This window comes from Bacillus sp. 5mfcol3.1 (genome assembly GCF_900114335.1).
In the GTDB taxonomy this organism is placed as follows: Bacteria; Bacillota; Bacilli; order Bacillales; family Bacillaceae_G; genus Bacillus_A; species Bacillus_A thuringiensis_S.
This window is the reverse complement of record NZ_FOST01000001.1, coordinates 1,122,188-1,139,399: the sequence shown is the minus strand read 5'-3', so window position 1 is coordinate 1,139,399 and position 17,212 is coordinate 1,122,188. Positions and strand designations below refer to the sequence as shown.

The window sequence follows — 17,212 nt, the reverse complement described above, 5'->3', positions numbered from 1 at the left end:
ACTATCTCAATTTTTATAAAAATAGCGTTCAAATAGGAAATCAATCTGTTTTTCTACAGATGGTACTTTTATATCTGCCCCTGATTCGAGAATTGGCATCATTAATGTGGGAAGAAAAATGGATCCAAATATTTGCACCGTCATCATCATTAAAATTTCCCGATCCGTTTCATTTGTTATCTCGCTCAAAATATTCTTCACTTTACTGAAACCTAGCCTCTTCAAAAAATCCCCATATTCGTATTGAGATGTAAATACCGTAGTTCCCATTGCAATAATCTTCCTAACTAACTCCGGATATTGCCGAATTACTAGTACATAATCCAATAAAAATATTTTTAATCTTTCTTTTGCTGGCACTGTAATATTATCTAAAATAGAAAAAGTGCCTTGAAAGCTAATTAATAAAACTCTAATCGTCTCACTAATTAACTTTTCTTTTGAACCAAAATGGTAATTCACTAGCGCTATATTTATATCTGACAATGCTGCAATTTTTCTTATCGTTACCTTTTCAAAACCTTCTTTTTTAATTAATTCCAATGTTGTATTTAAAATCTTTTTTTTCGTTGATACGTTTTCATTCCCTCCCAATTTATCTCCCCCTCTAGAATGTATCAGTTAAACAACGATTTAAACATCGTTTAATTTTATGGTATCACTTTCCAATTTTAAAAATCTATTTAATCCTTTCGACATTTCCCTACATTCTCTTCATTCCACACAAAAAATAGATTTCTAAATACAATTTAAAATTATCCATATGCCCATACATGAAGAAAAATATATTGTAACTTGCTCCAAAAACGGCTAAAATAAGAATAAGAATTTTCTGAATATTCTAAGAGTAGGTGGTTTATATGTCCTTATTACGCTCACATATATGTAAATTTATAATTGGTGTTATTGTTATTTTTGCCATAAGTCCTATTCCAGCTCTTTTTATTACACACAATTACTCTTATCAAAATGGATTTATTAGCATTTTTCAAAACTTCGCACAGCTTTCTTCTATATCAATTCCAAAGGTTGATTGGATGCATGAATCTATCTTTTTCTCAGCAAATCAAATGATACATACTTCTAATCATTCAACACCATTATTCCCTTACATATGGGAAATATATTTTATATCGATTGTTCGTTTTACTTTTACCCTTGCGATCGGATTTTTCATAAGTTTGGGTATCGGCCATTTATTTTTCAAAGTACCTAACTCGTTTAAAAAGTTTACTACTGTATTGAATTGGATACCTTACTCTGTTTGCACTGTAGTATTACAATGTTCAGTCTTATTACTACTCCTATACGTCGCACAATTTATAAACCTTCCTTACTACTCATCTTTTATCATCGTATGTAGTACTTCCATGATTATCGTTATGCAAGCAGTAAAAAAATGGATTCCTTTCTTGAAAAACACAAATGAATATGAAATAAAACATGATTCTTTTCTTGTGGATACATTGTTTTTGGCGCTTACTTCGAACCATAAATCAATTTTAGGTTCCATCATTCTTTCATTCGTTTTTATGGAATGCGTTTTTCATGCAAGTGGACTGTTACAATTTATCGTTCAATTTGGCGGAAATTCACCCATAATTGTTACAATCGGCTTATTACTACTCTATATCCCATATAGCATACTTTCTTTCCTTCAAACACTATGGACCACAAACTACTCCAAGCAACAGTCATACACTTTAACGAGAAGTGTTCCAAAACCTTAATTGAACTAACCCTCTATAATCTAAAAGTAGGGGGTTATTCCTTTTGTATAGCGGACAAAATAACAGCAAATTCAAAAACTATTACAGAAACATACCAATATTTGCCCTTTTCCTTTGACTATTCTTTTCATTTGGATTTATTATAAAAGTATAACATAATTGCAGGAGGTGACATCTTTATTCCAAACCTTGGAATGGAGAACACACTTGGACATATTAAATATTTTTCTCATCTTTGTACTTATTCTTATTTCTGGCTTTTTCGTTGCATCAGAATTCGCTGTTGTAAAAGTACGAAAAAGTCGAATTGACCAACTTGCAAATGAAGGTAATAAACAAGCTTTAGCTGCAAGAAGCGTCCTATCTAATTTAGATGTTTATTTATCAGCTTGTCAGCTCGGGATTACGATCACTTCTTTAGGGCTTGGTTGGCTTGGTGAACCGACTGTGGAACATATACTACGACCGCTCTTTGAAAAAATTAATATTACTGGAACAATGGCTAACACTTTATCTTTTGTTATTGCTTTTAGTGTTATTACATTTTTCCACGTTGTATTAGGTGAGTTAGTTCCAAAGTCTTTCGCAATTCAAAAAGCAGAAGCAATCACACTCAAATTTGCAAAACCTCTTATTTTATTTGATAAAATTATGTATCCATTTATTTGGTTACTCAATAGTGCAGCTATATTTTTCACAAAACTACTCGGATTAGAACCTGCCAAAGAAAATGAACTTGCTCATTCTGAAGAGGAATTGCGACTCATTTTAGGTGAAAGTTTTAAAAGCGGTGAAATAAACCAAACCGAATATAAATATGTAAATAACATTTTTGAATTTGATGATCGAGTTGCGAAAGAAATAATGGTTCCTCGTACCGAAATGATTTGCTTATCTACTGAAAATACGTTAGAAGAAAATATGGATATCGTCGCAACTGAAAAATATACACGCTATCCAATCATTGAAAAAGATAAAGATGATATCATCGGGATGATTAATACGAAAGAAGTATTCCATGATCAAACGAAAGGTATTTATAAACCACTTGAATCTTATATACATCCTGTTTTAACAGTATTTGAAACAGTTCCAATTCGTAAAACGTTAGTCCATCTTCAAAAAAATCGCGTTCAGATGGCAATCGTTATGGATGAATATGGTGGCACTGCCGGACTTTTAACGATGGAAGATATTCTTGAAGAAATCATTGGAGAAATTCAAGATGAATTCGATGCGGATGAATCACCTATGATTGAAAAGCGTACACCTAAGCTTACTGTTTTAGATGGAAAGGTACTCATTTCTGAAGTAAATGATATGTTTGGCCTACATATTGATGATAGTGATTTAGATACAATTGGAGGATGGCTTCTCTCTCAAGCAGTTGACTTAAATATTGAAGCTGGTTATTCCATTGAATATGCTGGTTTTCAATTTAAAGTATTAGAACTTGATGGACATCAAGTCAAAAAAGTTGCTGTACATAAACTAGATATTAAAAAGGAGCTATAAAGTGACTGTTTTATTAACAATTTGTATCATTGCCTGTTTCCTTGTTTCATTTCTCGCCTTTATTTATCCCATTATCCCTGGCATATTTGCTGTCTGGGCTGGATATTTAATTTACCATTTCGGTATAAATGGAGGAGAATTAACAACTTCTTTTTGGATTATTCAAGTCATTTTCACTCTTTTCATTTTCGTTGCTGATTTTATTGCAAATGGATATTTCTTAAAAAAATACGGTAGTTCTAAATGGGGCGAACGTGTCGGAATGATTTCTATCATTGTCGGATCGTTCTTCTTCCCACCATTCGGACTTATTATCATACCGTTTTTATCAGTATTTATAACAGAACTAGTGCATAAAAAAGCGCCAAAAGATGCCTTTCTAGTTGGAGTCGCTACTGTAGTTGGTTTTTTAAGCAGTACAGTAGCGAAAGCAATTCTCCAAATCATTATGATTGTCATCTTCTTGTGTTATATCATATTTTAACCATCCCGACTTCGGGATGGTTTTTTAATATGCAATACCTACTCGACTATTTTCATATATGTTTTTCTTACATAGATCCCATGCAAAGTGTGCTGTATCACCCACTGTAATTTTTGATCCACCTTCTGGCAATATATCTTTTTCAGTTCGATATACCTCTGTCGCCTCACCGTCTATTAAATGTGTCGGACAAACAACTGTCCAACATAAATTATTACTATTACTTAGTACCTTATATGCAGCCAAATGATCTTCTGCTGCTGTTGTCGTTTTCCTTTTTGATTCCGTTGATTGAAAACGATATAAATTTAGATCCGTTCTTGCTTGTAAAATACCCGCCGTTCCTATTGTTATGATCTTATGAACCCCTTCTTCTTCCATTTGCTTAATAATTTGTGGCATACTCTTCGCTAATGTTCCATTTTGATCCGTTCCAAGTGCACTAATTACTATATCGCTTCCTTCTATCGCTTTTTTTATATCATTTTCGTTCAATACATTACCTTCTATCACTCGTAACCTTTCATGTTGTATTTCTATTCTATTAAAATCACGCGCTAATGCAGTCACTTCAGCTGAATCCTTTAATGCTAAATTAATTATGTTTGAACCTACTCGTCCTGTTGCTCCCAATATACATACTTTCATTTGTTTTCCCCCTCTTTCATTCTCTTTCTATTTTTCAATAATATCAATCAATTTACAACAAAAAAGCTTCCTCATATATGAGAGGAAGCTTTATTATTACTTTATTTTTTCTCTTTAGAATCAGTAGACTTCTCGGTTCCGCTTGTTTCTTTATCCTTTTTATCCTCTTGTTGTGTTGTTGTGTCGTCTTCTTTCTTCTTGTCTTCACCTTTACTACAACCTACCATTAATAAAGAACTTGCAAGTGCCATAGCAGTTAATGATTTAACCCATTTGTTCATTTGCGTTTCCTCCCTGTGATAGAATATGTACAACCTCATATTACTCTCTATTTTTAAAGGAGAGATTGAAAAACAGTAAATATACGGTAAATTTTTGTAAATATTCCGATAACAAAAACTAATTTAAATTTACATATTTCATTTCCAATCGATACACAATAAAACTAATTTTTTTCTCTAAATGGACATAAAAAAAACTAAGGCGCATACCATTCCGCCTTAGTTTCTCATGCAAACTTTTCATTTTCATATAGATGTGTAATCTTATATTCCTTCTTCATAACATATTGCCACACACTATAAGCGTAACGGTTCATTTTCAGGAAACAATTTTCCAAAAATGAGCGGAACTCCGGATTAGCAACTTCCACTGCAACTTGAGCAAACTTTAGAGCTAATCGTTTTAAGTGCGCAATATAACATGTTGCAATATGAATATCCCCTGTATATTTACTAACTGTTTCCTTTTCCATTTCATGCAAACCAAACTCCGTTGTTTCACAGGTTATATGTTGCACATTCTCTCCTTCTTGAAAATTTACTTGTTCATTATATGCTTGTAACATATATGGTAAATGGTGCTGTAATAGATTTTTTAATTCTTCGTCTCTGACCTTTCCAGCATACTCTCCAACCTTGTATATTAGCATATAACTATATCTCATTAACTCTTTCATACAATCCATGAAAGTGCCTCCCTTCTCTAGGGTCTATATGTTATAAATATGATGCTAAAACATTTGCTATTCTTGCTAAAAACCAATCCCATCTACTAATTTTCTCAAAATCTTCTTCAGAAAATCGTTTTGATTTATGAAAGTCTACCTTTAATCGACTCCATACTTCATCAACAACTGTTTTATCATATATGATACAGTTAGACTCACAATTTAAATAAAAACTTCTATTATCAAAATTCGCTGTCCCAATATCAACAATTTCTCCATCAATGATTGTTACTTTCCCATGAAAAAATCCATTTCGATATTGATAAATCTCCGCTCCAGCATGTAACATATCTTTCAAATATGGATAGGCAGCTTGTTTTAACAATATGGCATCACTTTTAAATGGCACGAGAATTTTCACATTAACACCACGATTTAATGCAGCTTTTAGCTCTTTCACCATTTCTTTACTTGGTACAAAATATGGTGTAGCGATAATTAAAGACTTTTTAGCCTTTTTTAAAAGTGCCCCATACTTTTCCCATAAGCCTTTTCCATTTGAAAATAAATATTGATATTTTACATTCCCTAATGTCGGTATACTTTCATGTATAGGCATTTTTTCTCCTGTATCTTCTTTCCAATCTTCGGCGAACTTTCTTTCCATATCCGCTGCACCCTCACCATGGATGCGCACGTGATAATCACGCCATGGCCCAAACTTCGGATCTTGTCCAAGGTACTCCTTTCCGATATTAAAACCACCGACGTATGATACCTTTCCATCTATCGTAACAATACGTCTATGATTTCGTTGATGCAAAGAATAGAAAACATTTTTCAGTTTCGGTTTTTTACTAAATGTAAACTTCACACCGTTTTCCTTTAATCGGCTAATTACCTTTTTCTTCAGCTTATATCCACCTATCCGATCGACTGACAATTTCACTTCTACTCCACTAGATGCTTTTTTCTCTAATAACTGTAAAAACTCTTCGCTTATTTCATCTTTTCCTACAATATAAAAATGGATATATATATACTTTTCTGCTTCGTTTATATCCTCAAATAATTTTCTATATAACTCTTCACCGTTCGTATATAGTTGAAATTCACCTAATCGAACTTGTCCTAATTCATATTCACTAGCCATTTCCTTCCCCATTTCCACATCGATGTTCATCCAAATGAATACACCTATTAAACAAAGGATTATAGCGAAAAAGTGCTTCATGGATAAATTCCTTTCTCCACTTACTGTTATTTCTATATCTTCCCTTTTTTATTACATTATCATTCAAGAAAATATGTCATTGCATGATATATGTCCATATCAAACAATAGCTCATTTGCATATTGTATGTTGTATCTTAAAATAAAAGGAGGAAATAACAATGGGCTTCGCACATGGTAATGGATTTGCGCTATTAGTCGTATTATTTATCCTCTTAATCATCGTCGGTGCTGCTTGCTTCTGCTAAGTAGCTACTGTCATATGATATGTGGATGAAAAAACTATAAAAGCGGACACCTATTTTTAGGTGTCCGCTTTTCATTTTAAAACCATTTCCGCCTGCTATTGTAACTTAAATGGCTAAACATTTATCTCAAAAGGTTAACAATGTAGCTACTTTCTTACTCTCTGCCTTACGTATATGACGCTGCTCTGCACGTAACACTGCAATACGATGTAATTCTTTCTCTTCTTCTGTTTCAGGGATAACACGCGGTACTGGAACTGGATTATTTCCCTTACTAAGTGCAACAAAAGTAACGAATGACGTTGCCGCTATACGCTTCTCACCTGAAATTAAATCTTCAGCCACTACCTTCACAAACACTTCCATCGAAGTTCTTCCCGTCCAAATTACGAAAGATTCATAACTAACACAATCTGAAGAACGAACAGGATGTAAGAAATCAACCCAGTCCATAGATGCTGTGACACATTCCTTTCTCGAGTGTCTGGATGCTGAAATAGAAGCAACCATATCCATCTCCGCTAATATCTTCCCACCAAATAGCGTGTTATGATCATTTAAATCTGTTGGGAATACCCGGCTCGTTTTGAACACCCTTGACTCATTGGCTGTTTTCCCCTTTACTTCTGTCATTGTTATCACCCCTTTAATGATCTATCCCTAATATTTCAATAATCCCTATACCAAATGAACTACACATTTAATATTAGCAACATTCAGAACTTTTAGTCCACAAAAAAGAACCGATTTTATCAATCGGCTCCTCTAAATACATATTGTTCTTTCGGCTGTTCAACTTTATTCCATTTTGTTACTTCTAATACAGGAATATTCGCATGAAACGGCTGATAAAACTCAGTAGTTATCTCTCCTTCTACTTGAATCCAGTCATCATTATTCCACTCTACGCCTTCTGGTTTTTTCACTAACATACCATATACACCAGAATCCGCTACACAGTGTATAATACCGAAACGGAATAAGAAATATTGTTCTTTTTTAGAAGAATCATCTCTAAAAACAAACCCTTTAAAAGATAATTTTTTCCCAGTAAACTCGCCAGGATAATTATAAATTGTTTCCATACCCTTTAGGAAGTCTTCATCTTTCAAATTAATATTGTCTTTCGTAACAAACTCTTTCTTCCCTTTTTCCATTACACCGCGGTATCCTTCTTTCCCGTAATAAATGCTCGTATCAGGTCTTAGAAATTGTCTTGTCATAAATGGATCCTTACTTTCTGCTTGTGCAACAGGAAAATGAAATCCTTTCGCCTTAACAATATCTGAATCTAACGTTGCAATCGGGAAAAATAAGCCTGAGATAATTGGAAAACAAAACAAGGAGTACGAAAATGCTTTTTTCCACCATGTATTCTCATCTTTTGAATGATCATGTCCGCAATGGCTATGGTCACAACTGCAATCATTTTTCTCTTTTTCCTTTTGGTGCTCTTTTTGGAAAACGACGATAATTTGTACAATCGTTAAGAAACCTAAAATAATTGCTGCTGTTGTTGATAAATAGGCATACTTCATATTGATATACTTCGTAATGTTACCGGAAATATGAAGCTGCGCAATTAATATTGTAAAACCTAATAATATATATGCTCGAAACATAACCTACCACCCCATCGCATAAATGAATAGTGAGCTTGCATAAACAACAAGAGTAACTGTAACTATAACAACAATTACAAATTTAGTTTTAAATGTCGCAAGCATCATAAACATATTTTTAATATCCACCATCGGTCCGTAAACGAGGAACGCGACAAGTGAAGCTGTTGAAAACGTACTTTGGAACGAAGAAGCGATAAATGCATCTGCCTCTGAACAAAGTGATAATATATAAGCAAGTCCCATCATAACAGCTGATGAAGAAAACGGACCTTGTCCAATAGCAAGAAGTGTTGAAGTTTGTACAAACGTTTGTACCGCTGCTGCAATTAACGCACCTAGTACTAAATATTTTCCCATTGAGAAGAATTCCTCAACAGCGTGTGTACATACATCCCACATTTTTTTACGCAGTGGACGCTTATTATTCACTTCTGGGAAGTGATCATCTCTTAATTGATGTTCTTTAAACATAAAGGATAATATAATTCCAACGATAATGGCTACGATAATCGCTACAATAGAACGATACCATACCATGTGCATACTACTCCCAAAGGCAACGTATGTTGCAAATAAAACAACTGGATTAATTATTGGACCAGTTAACATAAATGCAATCCCTGCGTATGGTGGAACGCCTTTTCCGATTAATCGTCTTACAATCGGAACAATTCCACATTCACAACCTGGAAACAACATGCCTAAAAAAGTAGCTAATAAAACAGACAGAAATCGGTTCTTCGGCATCCATTTAGCCACCATATCTTCTGTCACGAACATTTGAATGAATCCTGAAATAAATACACCAATTAGCACAAACGGAAGTGCTTCGATCAATATGGAGATAAAAATTGTATTCATTTGCAGGAATGCTTTCGGTAATTGAAACAATTCCATGATGTATTTCCTCCAACTTTTCATTAACAATATGTAATTTTAACCCCATTTCATTAATTGGACAAGGATTATATGGCATACATAGCCTTTATATACATTACATTGTACAAGTTATATTCTATTCAAAATTTGAGATTTCATAGCAAAAAAGCTGCTCTAGCGTAGTTATATAACTATGCTAGAGCAGCTTTTTTATCGTTAAAAGTAACGTTTCTTCCAAAAAACAAAAGCTAACGTGAAAGATAGTGTTACACATATGATGAGTACAATTACAAAACCGTGGGCTTCCCCTTCAAACGGAACCTTTACGTTCATTCCAAAGAAACTAGAAACCATCGTCGGTAAAGATAAAATGATTGTAATTGACGTTAACAGTTTCATAACACTATTTAAATTATTTGATATAACGGAGCTAAAAGTATTCATCATTCCACTTAAAATGTGACTATATATTTCCGCCATTTCAATAGCCTGCTTATTTTCAATTAATACATCTTCTAATAAATCTTGATCGTCTTCATACATTTTTAAAAATGTACTATTACGCATTAACTTTTGAATTACAATTTTATTAGCCTTTAATGACGTTGTAAAGTATACTAAACTTTTCTCAAGGCCTAATAATGTGAAGATCTCTTTATTTTTCATTGACTGATTTAATTGATGCTCTAAATCAATTGTTTTTCGATTTATTTGCTTTAAGTATCTTAAATAATAAGTAGAAATCGTATATAAGAGCTGAAGTGCAAAGCGCGTCTTTTTAAACGTATAAAATTCTTTAATACGTTGATTAATAAAACGTTCAAAAATTGGATTCTCTTCTAAGCAGATTGTAACAAAACAATCCGGCATCACAATCATACCTATTGGAATCGTGTCATAAATCGAATTTCCTTCTTCGTCATGTCTAACTGTCGGAATATCCACGATAATTAAAGTATTATTGTCTTCCTTTTCAATACGAGAGCGTTCTTCATCATCCAAAGGGTCTTTAATGAAATCTAAGTCTACATTTAAAGTTTGTACTAGATATTGAATTTCTTCTTCTGTTGGATGAAGTACATTAATCCAGCACCCCTTTTGCATTTCCTCAATCTCTTGTAGTTTTCCGTTTCGGTCTGTTAAATATATATTTAACATACTATCACCCCGATTCTTTTTACATGTAGGAATCTACCTCTCTTAAATCACAGTTTTTAAACCGCCATTCTCAGCATATGAAACATACGTTTAAATTTCAATAGAAAAATTATTTTGAAAACGTTTTTATAGGAAAAATATTATAAAGTGAAACTTTAATCAGTGGGTGGCTTCATCCCCCCACTGATTATTAGCCCTCACAAATCGGGCTTTTACAGGCTACCCGCCCCCAACCAAACTTCTTTTCTTTCGCTGAATTTTGAGGTGAGGGTCTCACTGCCCGTTAAAGCGGGATAAACATAGAAAAAGACAGAGTGCTCTCTGCCTTAAAAGCTTATGTTGCCTTTATAACATATTTAGAAAGCATCCACAAGTTAAAACCGACTGAAATCGTATAGCCAGCGTATGTTGAAATGATAAAACTTACATAATCGAAATACGGAAGCAATACAATATTTAAAACTATCTTCACAATAATTCCAATCACTAGTCCTAGCACCGTCTTCTGCTGTTGATTGATTCCTTGTAGCATAGCAGCCGTTACTGTAAAAAGAGAAAATAATATGCAAGCAGGAGCATAATACTGTAAAATGATTCTCCCCATCTCTGGATCATTTCCAGCACCGAATAAAAGAGTATATACAGGCTTGGCTAACACCATCATTCCAATTGCCGCCGGTACCGTAATCGCTACTACTAATACATTTGTTCTCGTAAAATGTTTGTACAATAGCTTCGTATTTCCTGCTGTGTAAGCTTTCGTCATCTCTGGTACGAGAGACATACTAAAAGCTGTCGCAACGGATACCGGGATAAGCACAACCATTTGAACAAGACCAATTATCGCATTAATTTTTTCCGCTTCTCCTTGCATATACCCTATTTGTATAAGTAGTTTATTAATTGTAAATGTATCAATCGTCTGATACAACGGAATTGCTAAGCCCACCACAACAAAAGGAATAGAATATGTAAAGAGCTCCTTATAAAGCGAGAAAAAAGATTTCGTTGTTTGTGGTATACTTGCCATTTCTTTTTTCTTTAAGTGCCTTCTCCTTCTCATATAATACGCACTTAAAACAGTTAATCCACCTACCGCTCCCATAAAGGCACCAAATGTTGAAATACCAACTGCTAGCGAGACAGATGCTTTTAAAATATATAAAACGACAAAGCTTCCTATTAAAATGGTTAAAACCCGAAAAAATTGCTCTACAACGACACTTAATGCAGAAGGCCCCATCGATTGGAATCCTTGAAAGAAGCCCCTTAATAAACTCATTACTGGCACAAGTATTAACGCAAAACTTACAATTCGAATATTAGTAGTAACCGCTCCTACACTATTCCCCGTTTGATCATTCCCATCGATGACAAGCTTAGCTAAATGCGGAGCTAGCATATATAACGTAAAACACGAAATGACTCCCATTATAAACATAAACACGATTCCACTTTTCAACACTCTCTTAACCGTATGATAATCATTCAGTTGATCATATTTTGATACCATTTTTGAAACTGCAAGTGGTAATCCCATTGTCGCAATGCTGAGCATAATGGTATAGGGACGATATGCATACGTGTATAAAACATACCCACTCGTACCGACCATTGCTGTAAATGGTATAACATATATAAATCCTAACATTTTTGATATCATCGTTGCCATCGTTAAAAATATCGTTCCACGTATAAACGGTGACCCTTTCATCACATTCCTCCGCTACGCTTTATTATTACACATTATGGACAACTCCTTTTTTTTAGAACCGGAAACAAATAAAAAAGCCAATGAAAAATCATTGACTTTAACGCGCAGCTTTTTTCTTTTTGAAATACTTTAAACCAAAGTATAGAGCAATAAAAAGAACAGCTCCTATAATTATGTAATGTGTGTAATCAGATGCATACTCCTTAATTTGTCGCCAATTCCCACCAAGTTTTTCACCTAAGTATATAAATAGAATTGACCACGGAATGATCGCTACAACCGTATAAAGTGTAAATAGTTTTAATGGCATCTTAGCTAGTCCTGCTGGAATAGAGATCGCATGACGTACTACTGGGATAAAGCGCGCAGAAAATATTACGCCTGCTCCATAACGCTTAAACCAACCTTCTGCTATGTCTAAATGATGTTTATTAATAAGTAGATATTTCCCGTATTTCTCTACAACCGGACGCCCTCCGTAGTATCCAAGCCAGTATAAAAAGATTTGTGCTAAAGTACCACCAATCGTTCCGGCGATAACTGCACCAACAAAACTAATTTTACCATTCGCTACTAAAAAGCCAGCATACGAAAGTACAATTTCACTTGGGATTACTTCAATCATTAAAGCAAGAGCTACTCCAAAGTAACCTAAGCTTGCAAAAAATTGCAATAACTGATCTATTATGTTTGCTAACATGTTCTTTTTTATCTCCTTTTTTCTTCACATACCATCCCATTATTACATAAAGGCTGCAATCTGCCAATATCTTCATTTTAACAATATGTACAATTCAAGCAGGATTAATCTATTAATTTCTCTTTCTGCGGGTCTTTCATGTAGGCAAACATCTCTTTAATTTGGTCTTCTGTATTTCTAGCAATTGATAAATTAGGCAATTCATTTTCACCAAAAAACTCCACCTCTTCTGTTTCAATACTAGTTTTCTTTTCTCCACCAATAATCTCGCATCCAATGAAAATCTTATATACATGCGTTGCCGATGGAGATGGTTGATTTTTTTCTTTATCAAATATAGCTAGTAACTTAAAATGATCTACCTCATAACCTGCCTCTTCGAAAACCTCTTTTGCTGCAACTTCGGTTGGCGTATAACCGACATCAGCCCATCCACCTGGCAATGCCCATTTCCCATCGCTTTTTTCTTTCACAAATAATAACTTTTCATTTTGAAAAACAACCGCTCTTATATCAACTTTAGGTGTTTGATAGCCTGTCTCACTTGCAAATAATTTCTCTACGACTTCCCAATCTGTTTTCGTGTAATGTGACATCATTGAAATAGAAATATCTCGTAATTGCTGGAAACGCTCAATATCATACACATCCTTAGAATACGTTAAACCCGCTTGAGCTATAGATTGTATTTGTTTTACCCAATCAATCCATTTAATCGTCATATATCCGCATCCCCATTCTCTATCAAATATATTACTTCATTTTTATTGATACATCTTTATTATACAAAAAAAAGAGATTGATAACGTTTCAATCTCTTTCAAAATTAATCCAATTCATGTAAGTGGTCTTGTATATACTTTCTTCTCTTATTTATATATTCATAAATCATATCAGCCTCTTGATCAAATGTTTCTAATTTTTCTTTCATGTATGGATCTTGTAGTAAATATGGACGAATCAATTCACACAACCCTTCTACTTTCGGCCTCATAAACGAAACTGTAAATTGATCTTCTAATATTTCTTCTAAAATACTTCGATACTGCTTTCTAAATACAGGTATGTCTAGCAATCTTGCACTTAACGTATTATACCCTTGAATGCGAATATATTCATGATTAAGTGGTCTTCCTTGTACATCTCGCCCCCAAGTCGCATCATAATCCCACGGTATAACTTCAAATAAATTTGTTTCATCGTTATGATATAGTGCGTAGTTATGAACGAAACCATCAAAGTTTTGTGTAAAAATAACTCCTGCTAACCATCTTAAATATTTATCGACATGTAGAAACTTCCCAATCTCTTTTTCATAGGCTTCCCTCGTCAAAGTATTCGCTTGAAATACAAATTCACTCAGTTGTTCTTCACTATTTTTATTCGAATATTTAAATTCATAACCCGCAAAGAGCTCTGTCTTAACATCTTTATCTCGTTCACTCATTAATGAAAAATTTGCATCATCATCTATCGCATAATAAATAGAACCACTCGGTAATCCTCTATTTTTCAAAAAATTTTCATCAACCGATTCTAACTGTAAATACACACCTTGAATTTGACCATTAATTTTTATAAATACATGTTGTGATTTTGGCGAAAGTACACCAATATCATGAAAAAAATCTAAAGATAATTTATTTCGTATGAGAGACGGATCCATAAACTCCGAATTCAAATGAAACTCTTTCGCACCTTGAAATTTTTTAGGCTTATAAAACATAACATGATAAGACTTTTTCTCAAATTCGCGAATATGAGCTCCTCGGTATACGATATCAATATCATACTTCTTTTTTCCATAAGTTAATTTTGCTGGCACTGGACTATCTGACCAAATGTCCTTTTTCAATTCCACTAAGTACATTGGATGAACAAAAAAATCATATGAAGGCAGCATGTTTTCTCATCCCTTCTCAGTTCTCTTCATTCAATGTATGCGCCTTGTCTTGTCCATACATCCGCAATCATCTATTTATATAAAATTACACTCTTGTCCTGTTCAGAAAGATGCCTACATACATATCATGTTAAGGAAAAAGAATACCTTTTCACTTTAATACATGATAAGGAGGATTTCTATGAAACGTGATATTAGAAAAGCTGTCGAAGAAATCAAAAGTGCTGGGATGGAGGATTTCTTACACCAAGATCCAAGTACTTTTGAATGCGATGATGATAAATTCACTCATCATCATTGTACAACTGGATGTAAATGTACAACTGGGGGTAAATGTCCAAGAACAAGATGTACTCGCGTGAAACATTGTACGTTCGTTACAAAATGTACGCATGTAAAGAAATGGACATTTGTTACGAAATGTACACGTGTACGTGTTCAAAAATGGACGTTCGTTACGAAAGTCACGCGTAGAAAAGAATGCGTTTTAGTTACAAAACGGACTCGCAGAAAACATTGTACATTCATTACAAAATGCATACGCTTTGAAAAGAAATTTTTCTGGACAAAACGAAGTTTCTGTAAAAAATGCGAATTCTTCCCTAACAGACACGGTCACTCTTGCGATGATTCATGTGATCATGGTAAAGACTGTCACGATAGCGGACACAAATGGAATGATTGCAAAGGCGGACATAAATTCCCATCTTGCAAAAATAAGAAATTCGATCACTTCTGGTATAAAAAACGTAACTGCTAGTTTTTATACCACCCAAAAAAGGCCGTTTTGCGGCCTTTTTTACATTTATTGAAAGTGACTTATATCTGCAAATTGTTTCACTTTACCAATACCCTCTTCAAATTCTATTATGCTCAAACTGGCACTATGCATAAATGGATCATCCCACACATTTTCTATTTCCATTCCCGCGAAATGCCCTATAAGTAATTTTGCTGCTGCCGCATGAGAAACAATCAATATGTTTTGTCCTTTATGCCTCTCTAAAAGAAGCTGCATCCCTTCAATTACTCTTTCATAAACGGCCTCGAAATTTTCGCCTGATGTTGACTGAAAAAGATGTGGCTCATTCCAAAATAGATGTACTTCTTCTGGAAATTGCTTTTCTATATCCTCGATTGTTTGTCCTTCCCATATACCCATGTTGATTTCATAGAAATGCTCATCCGCTATAATGGGTATATCACGTTCCCTTTTTATTAACTCTGCCGTATGAAGTGTTCTTTCGCTCGGACTACTATAGATCGCATGGATTGGTAAATCTTTCATTCGATTCCCTAATTGTTTCGCCTGAACTATACCATTTTCAGTTAAAGCAGAATTTTTTCGTCCCTGCATTCGCTTCGCTACATTCCACTCTGTTTCACCATGCCTTGTTACATATATAGTTGTTTTCATTTCTTACTCCCCCTCACCATGTTGGTCGTAATTCCCACGGTTCAACTCTCCCTACAATCCACTCTGCTCGTTTACTTTCAATCCCTTTTATAACTCCATCAGCTATCTCTTCATGCGTAAGCCATCTTCCATATGTATCTTCTAAAATAAAACCTAAAATAATTCTATAATAAATACATCGCGTACTTCCTATTTTTTGTGCAGGCATACGTGATGCTTTACTACCTAAAATATGAAATAAACTATATGTTTTAGACGACAAATCTAGTTCTTTACAAATATTTGATAGTGCATGCTTTGCACTTGTGTGTACCCATGCAACAACTAATGTGATCGGGCCGTTTTTCTCAATTGTACTTTTAATAGCTAGCTTTACATCTTCATCATTATGATAATCTAACGAAAGGCATGTAATATTTTCTGGTGCAGAACTCATTCGCTTAACATTTTCTAAATTCACTTCATCTCGCCCGATAATAGAAACATAAAATCCTTTCTCACAAAGCCACATAGAAACTTTCTTTAGCATTCCTGTTCCACCAATTACTAGTGCATGCAAATGCTATCCCTCCCTAATAAAATGTCATATGAGGTTTCTCATCCCTATAATAATTTAAACGGTCTTGCAGTGTCCCTGAGTGAAACTCAAATTTATGACCGTCAGGATCAACAAAGTATATAGATTCACAATCTCTGATATCACGTTCTCTTCCTTGTAAAATATGAACATCATTTTCTTCTAATCGCTGTATTAAACATTCAAAGTCTTCTCGTTCAACAGAAAATGCAATGTGCGTATAAGATTGATGAATCTCATTTCTCGGAATATGCGTCTCTTCATTAAGCGCTATCCATACTCCACATATGTTAAAATAAGCCAATTTTCTTCCTTTAACTAATAATTCTCCTTCTAATACTTTTTCATAAAACATAATAGAGTTTTCTAAATTAGATACCGAAAAACAAATATGATTGATTCCCCTTAACAACTATAATTCCTCCTTATACA

General features: G+C 34.0%; 21 protein-coding genes. 5 read left to right on the top strand and 16 right to left on the bottom strand.

What is annotated here, in order from left to right; genetic code table 11:
* Positions 1 to 6: 6 nt before the first annotated feature.
* Complete coding sequence (locus BM089_RS05910) at positions 7 to 594, bottom strand: TetR/AcrR family transcriptional regulator (RefSeq protein WP_089170849.1); 588 nt, start codon at positions 592 to 594, stop codon at positions 7 to 9.
* Between the two features lie 266 nt (positions 595 to 860).
* Here BM089_RS05910 and BM089_RS05905 point away from each other — a divergent pair, with 266 nt between their 5' ends.
* From BM089_RS05905 to BM089_RS05895, 3 genes are all read left to right on the top strand, one after another.
* Positions 861 to 1,730, top strand: coding sequence for a hypothetical protein (locus tag BM089_RS05905; RefSeq protein WP_090976258.1), 870 nt, complete (start codon positions 861 to 863; stop codon positions 1,728 to 1,730).
* A 207-nt stretch (positions 1,731 to 1,937) separates the two neighbouring features.
* The gene (locus BM089_RS05900; RefSeq protein WP_016081950.1) at positions 1,938 to 3,245 is read left to right on the top strand and encodes a hemolysin family protein; all 1,308 of its coding nucleotides are present in this window, start codon (positions 1,938 to 1,940) and stop codon (positions 3,243 to 3,245) included.
* A 1-nt stretch (position 3,246) separates the two neighbouring features.
* On the top strand, positions 3,247 to 3,729 hold the full coding sequence (locus BM089_RS05895) for a DUF456 domain-containing protein (protein WP_053564685.1): 483 nt from the start codon (positions 3,247 to 3,249) through the stop codon (positions 3,727 to 3,729).
* 24 nt (positions 3,730 to 3,753) lie between these two features.
* On the opposite strand, the gene BM089_RS05890 is transcribed toward BM089_RS05895, so the two are convergent.
* The 4 genes from BM089_RS05890 to cls all read right to left on the bottom strand — a co-directional run bounded on the left by BM089_RS05890 (position 3,754) and on the right by cls (position 6,560).
* Positions 3,754 to 4,377, bottom strand: coding sequence for an NAD(P)-dependent oxidoreductase (locus BM089_RS05890; RefSeq protein WP_053564686.1), 624 nt, complete (start codon positions 4,375 to 4,377; stop codon positions 3,754 to 3,756).
* A gap of 101 nt (positions 4,378 to 4,478) precedes the next feature.
* A complete protein-coding gene (locus tag BM089_RS05885; RefSeq protein WP_001045960.1) occupies positions 4,479 to 4,658 on the bottom strand; it encodes a hypothetical protein in 180 nt (59 codons plus the stop codon).
* Between the two features lie 227 nt (positions 4,659 to 4,885).
* Positions 4,886 to 5,344 (bottom strand): spore coat protein, encoded by a 459-nt coding sequence (locus BM089_RS05880; RefSeq protein WP_000340543.1) that lies wholly within the window; start codon positions 5,342 to 5,344, stop codon positions 4,886 to 4,888.
* Between the two features lie 31 nt (positions 5,345 to 5,375).
* On the bottom strand, positions 5,376 to 6,560 hold the full coding sequence (gene cls / locus BM089_RS05875) for a cardiolipin synthase (RefSeq protein WP_016512978.1): 1,185 nt from the start codon (positions 6,558 to 6,560) through the stop codon (positions 5,376 to 5,378).
* Between the two features lie 160 nt (positions 6,561 to 6,720).
* Here cls and BM089_RS05870 point away from each other — a divergent pair, with 160 nt between their 5' ends.
* Positions 6,721 to 6,807: a YjcZ family sporulation protein gene (locus tag BM089_RS05870; RefSeq protein WP_000505094.1), complete on the top strand. Its 87-nt coding sequence runs from the start codon at positions 6,721 to 6,723 to the stop codon at positions 6,805 to 6,807.
* 126 nt (positions 6,808 to 6,933) lie between these two features.
* Here BM089_RS05870 and BM089_RS05865 read toward each other — a convergent pair whose 3' ends face one another.
* From BM089_RS05865 to cotH, 8 genes are all read right to left on the bottom strand, one after another.
* Entirely contained in the window at positions 6,934 to 7,440 is a 507-nt protein-coding gene (locus BM089_RS05865; protein WP_053564687.1) for an acyl-CoA thioesterase, read from the bottom strand.
* A gap of 119 nt (positions 7,441 to 7,559) precedes the next feature.
* Positions 7,560 to 8,429 (bottom strand): TIGR03943 family putative permease subunit, encoded by an 870-nt coding sequence (locus BM089_RS05860; RefSeq protein ID WP_000488059.1) that lies wholly within the window; start codon positions 8,427 to 8,429, stop codon positions 7,560 to 7,562.
* A gap of 3 nt (positions 8,430 to 8,432) precedes the next feature.
* A complete protein-coding gene (locus BM089_RS05855; protein ID WP_090976256.1) occupies positions 8,433 to 9,329 on the bottom strand; it encodes a permease in 897 nt (298 codons plus the stop codon).
* 198 nt (positions 9,330 to 9,527) lie between these two features.
* A complete protein-coding gene (locus BM089_RS05850; protein WP_000932389.1) occupies positions 9,528 to 10,469 on the bottom strand; it encodes a magnesium transporter CorA family protein in 942 nt (313 codons plus the stop codon).
* Positions 10,470 to 10,803: 334 nt separating this feature from the next.
* Positions 10,804 to 12,183 (bottom strand): putative polysaccharide biosynthesis protein, encoded by a 1,380-nt coding sequence (locus BM089_RS05845; protein ID WP_000678842.1) that lies wholly within the window; start codon positions 12,181 to 12,183, stop codon positions 10,804 to 10,806.
* A 97-nt stretch (positions 12,184 to 12,280) separates the two neighbouring features.
* Positions 12,281 to 12,883 carry an undecaprenyl phosphate transporter UptA gene (locus BM089_RS05840; RefSeq protein WP_000880691.1) on the bottom strand — a complete coding sequence of 201 codons (603 nt, stop codon included), beginning with the start codon at positions 12,881 to 12,883 and terminating at the stop codon, positions 12,281 to 12,283.
* A gap of 104 nt (positions 12,884 to 12,987) precedes the next feature.
* The gene (locus BM089_RS05835; RefSeq protein ID WP_088020884.1) at positions 12,988 to 13,605 is read right to left on the bottom strand and encodes an NUDIX hydrolase N-terminal domain-containing protein; all 618 of its coding nucleotides are present in this window, start codon (positions 13,603 to 13,605) and stop codon (positions 12,988 to 12,990) included.
* Positions 13,606 to 13,709: 104 nt separating this feature from the next.
* Positions 13,710 to 14,786 (bottom strand): spore coat protein CotH, encoded by a 1,077-nt coding sequence (cotH, locus tag BM089_RS05830; protein WP_000937999.1) that lies wholly within the window; start codon positions 14,784 to 14,786, stop codon positions 13,710 to 13,712.
* A 181-nt stretch (positions 14,787 to 14,967) separates the two neighbouring features.
* Between cotH and exsB the strand changes: the two genes are divergently transcribed.
* Positions 14,968 to 15,546, top strand: coding sequence for an exosporium protein ExsB (exsB, locus tag BM089_RS05825; protein WP_000817498.1), 579 nt, complete (start codon positions 14,968 to 14,970; stop codon positions 15,544 to 15,546).
* A 45-nt stretch (positions 15,547 to 15,591) separates the two neighbouring features.
* Here the strand turns inward: exsB and BM089_RS05820 are convergent, their stop codons facing one another.
* The 3 genes from BM089_RS05820 to fosB are packed head-to-tail and all read right to left on the bottom strand — an operon-like array spanning position 15,592 to position 17,192.
* Positions 15,592 to 16,203: a phosphoserine phosphatase 1 gene (locus BM089_RS05820; RefSeq protein WP_090976254.1), complete on the bottom strand. Its 612-nt coding sequence runs from the start codon at positions 16,201 to 16,203 to the stop codon at positions 15,592 to 15,594.
* 13 nt (positions 16,204 to 16,216) lie between these two features.
* Positions 16,217 to 16,762 carry a short-chain dehydrogenase gene (locus BM089_RS05815; protein ID WP_000543126.1) on the bottom strand — a complete coding sequence of 182 codons (546 nt, stop codon included), beginning with the start codon at positions 16,760 to 16,762 and terminating at the stop codon, positions 16,217 to 16,219.
* 13 nt (positions 16,763 to 16,775) lie between these two features.
* Positions 16,776 to 17,192 (bottom strand): FosBx1 family fosfomycin resistance bacillithiol transferase, encoded by a 417-nt coding sequence (gene fosB / locus BM089_RS05810; protein WP_000943771.1) that lies wholly within the window; start codon positions 17,190 to 17,192, stop codon positions 16,776 to 16,778.
* Positions 17,193 to 17,212 lie beyond the last annotated feature (20 nt).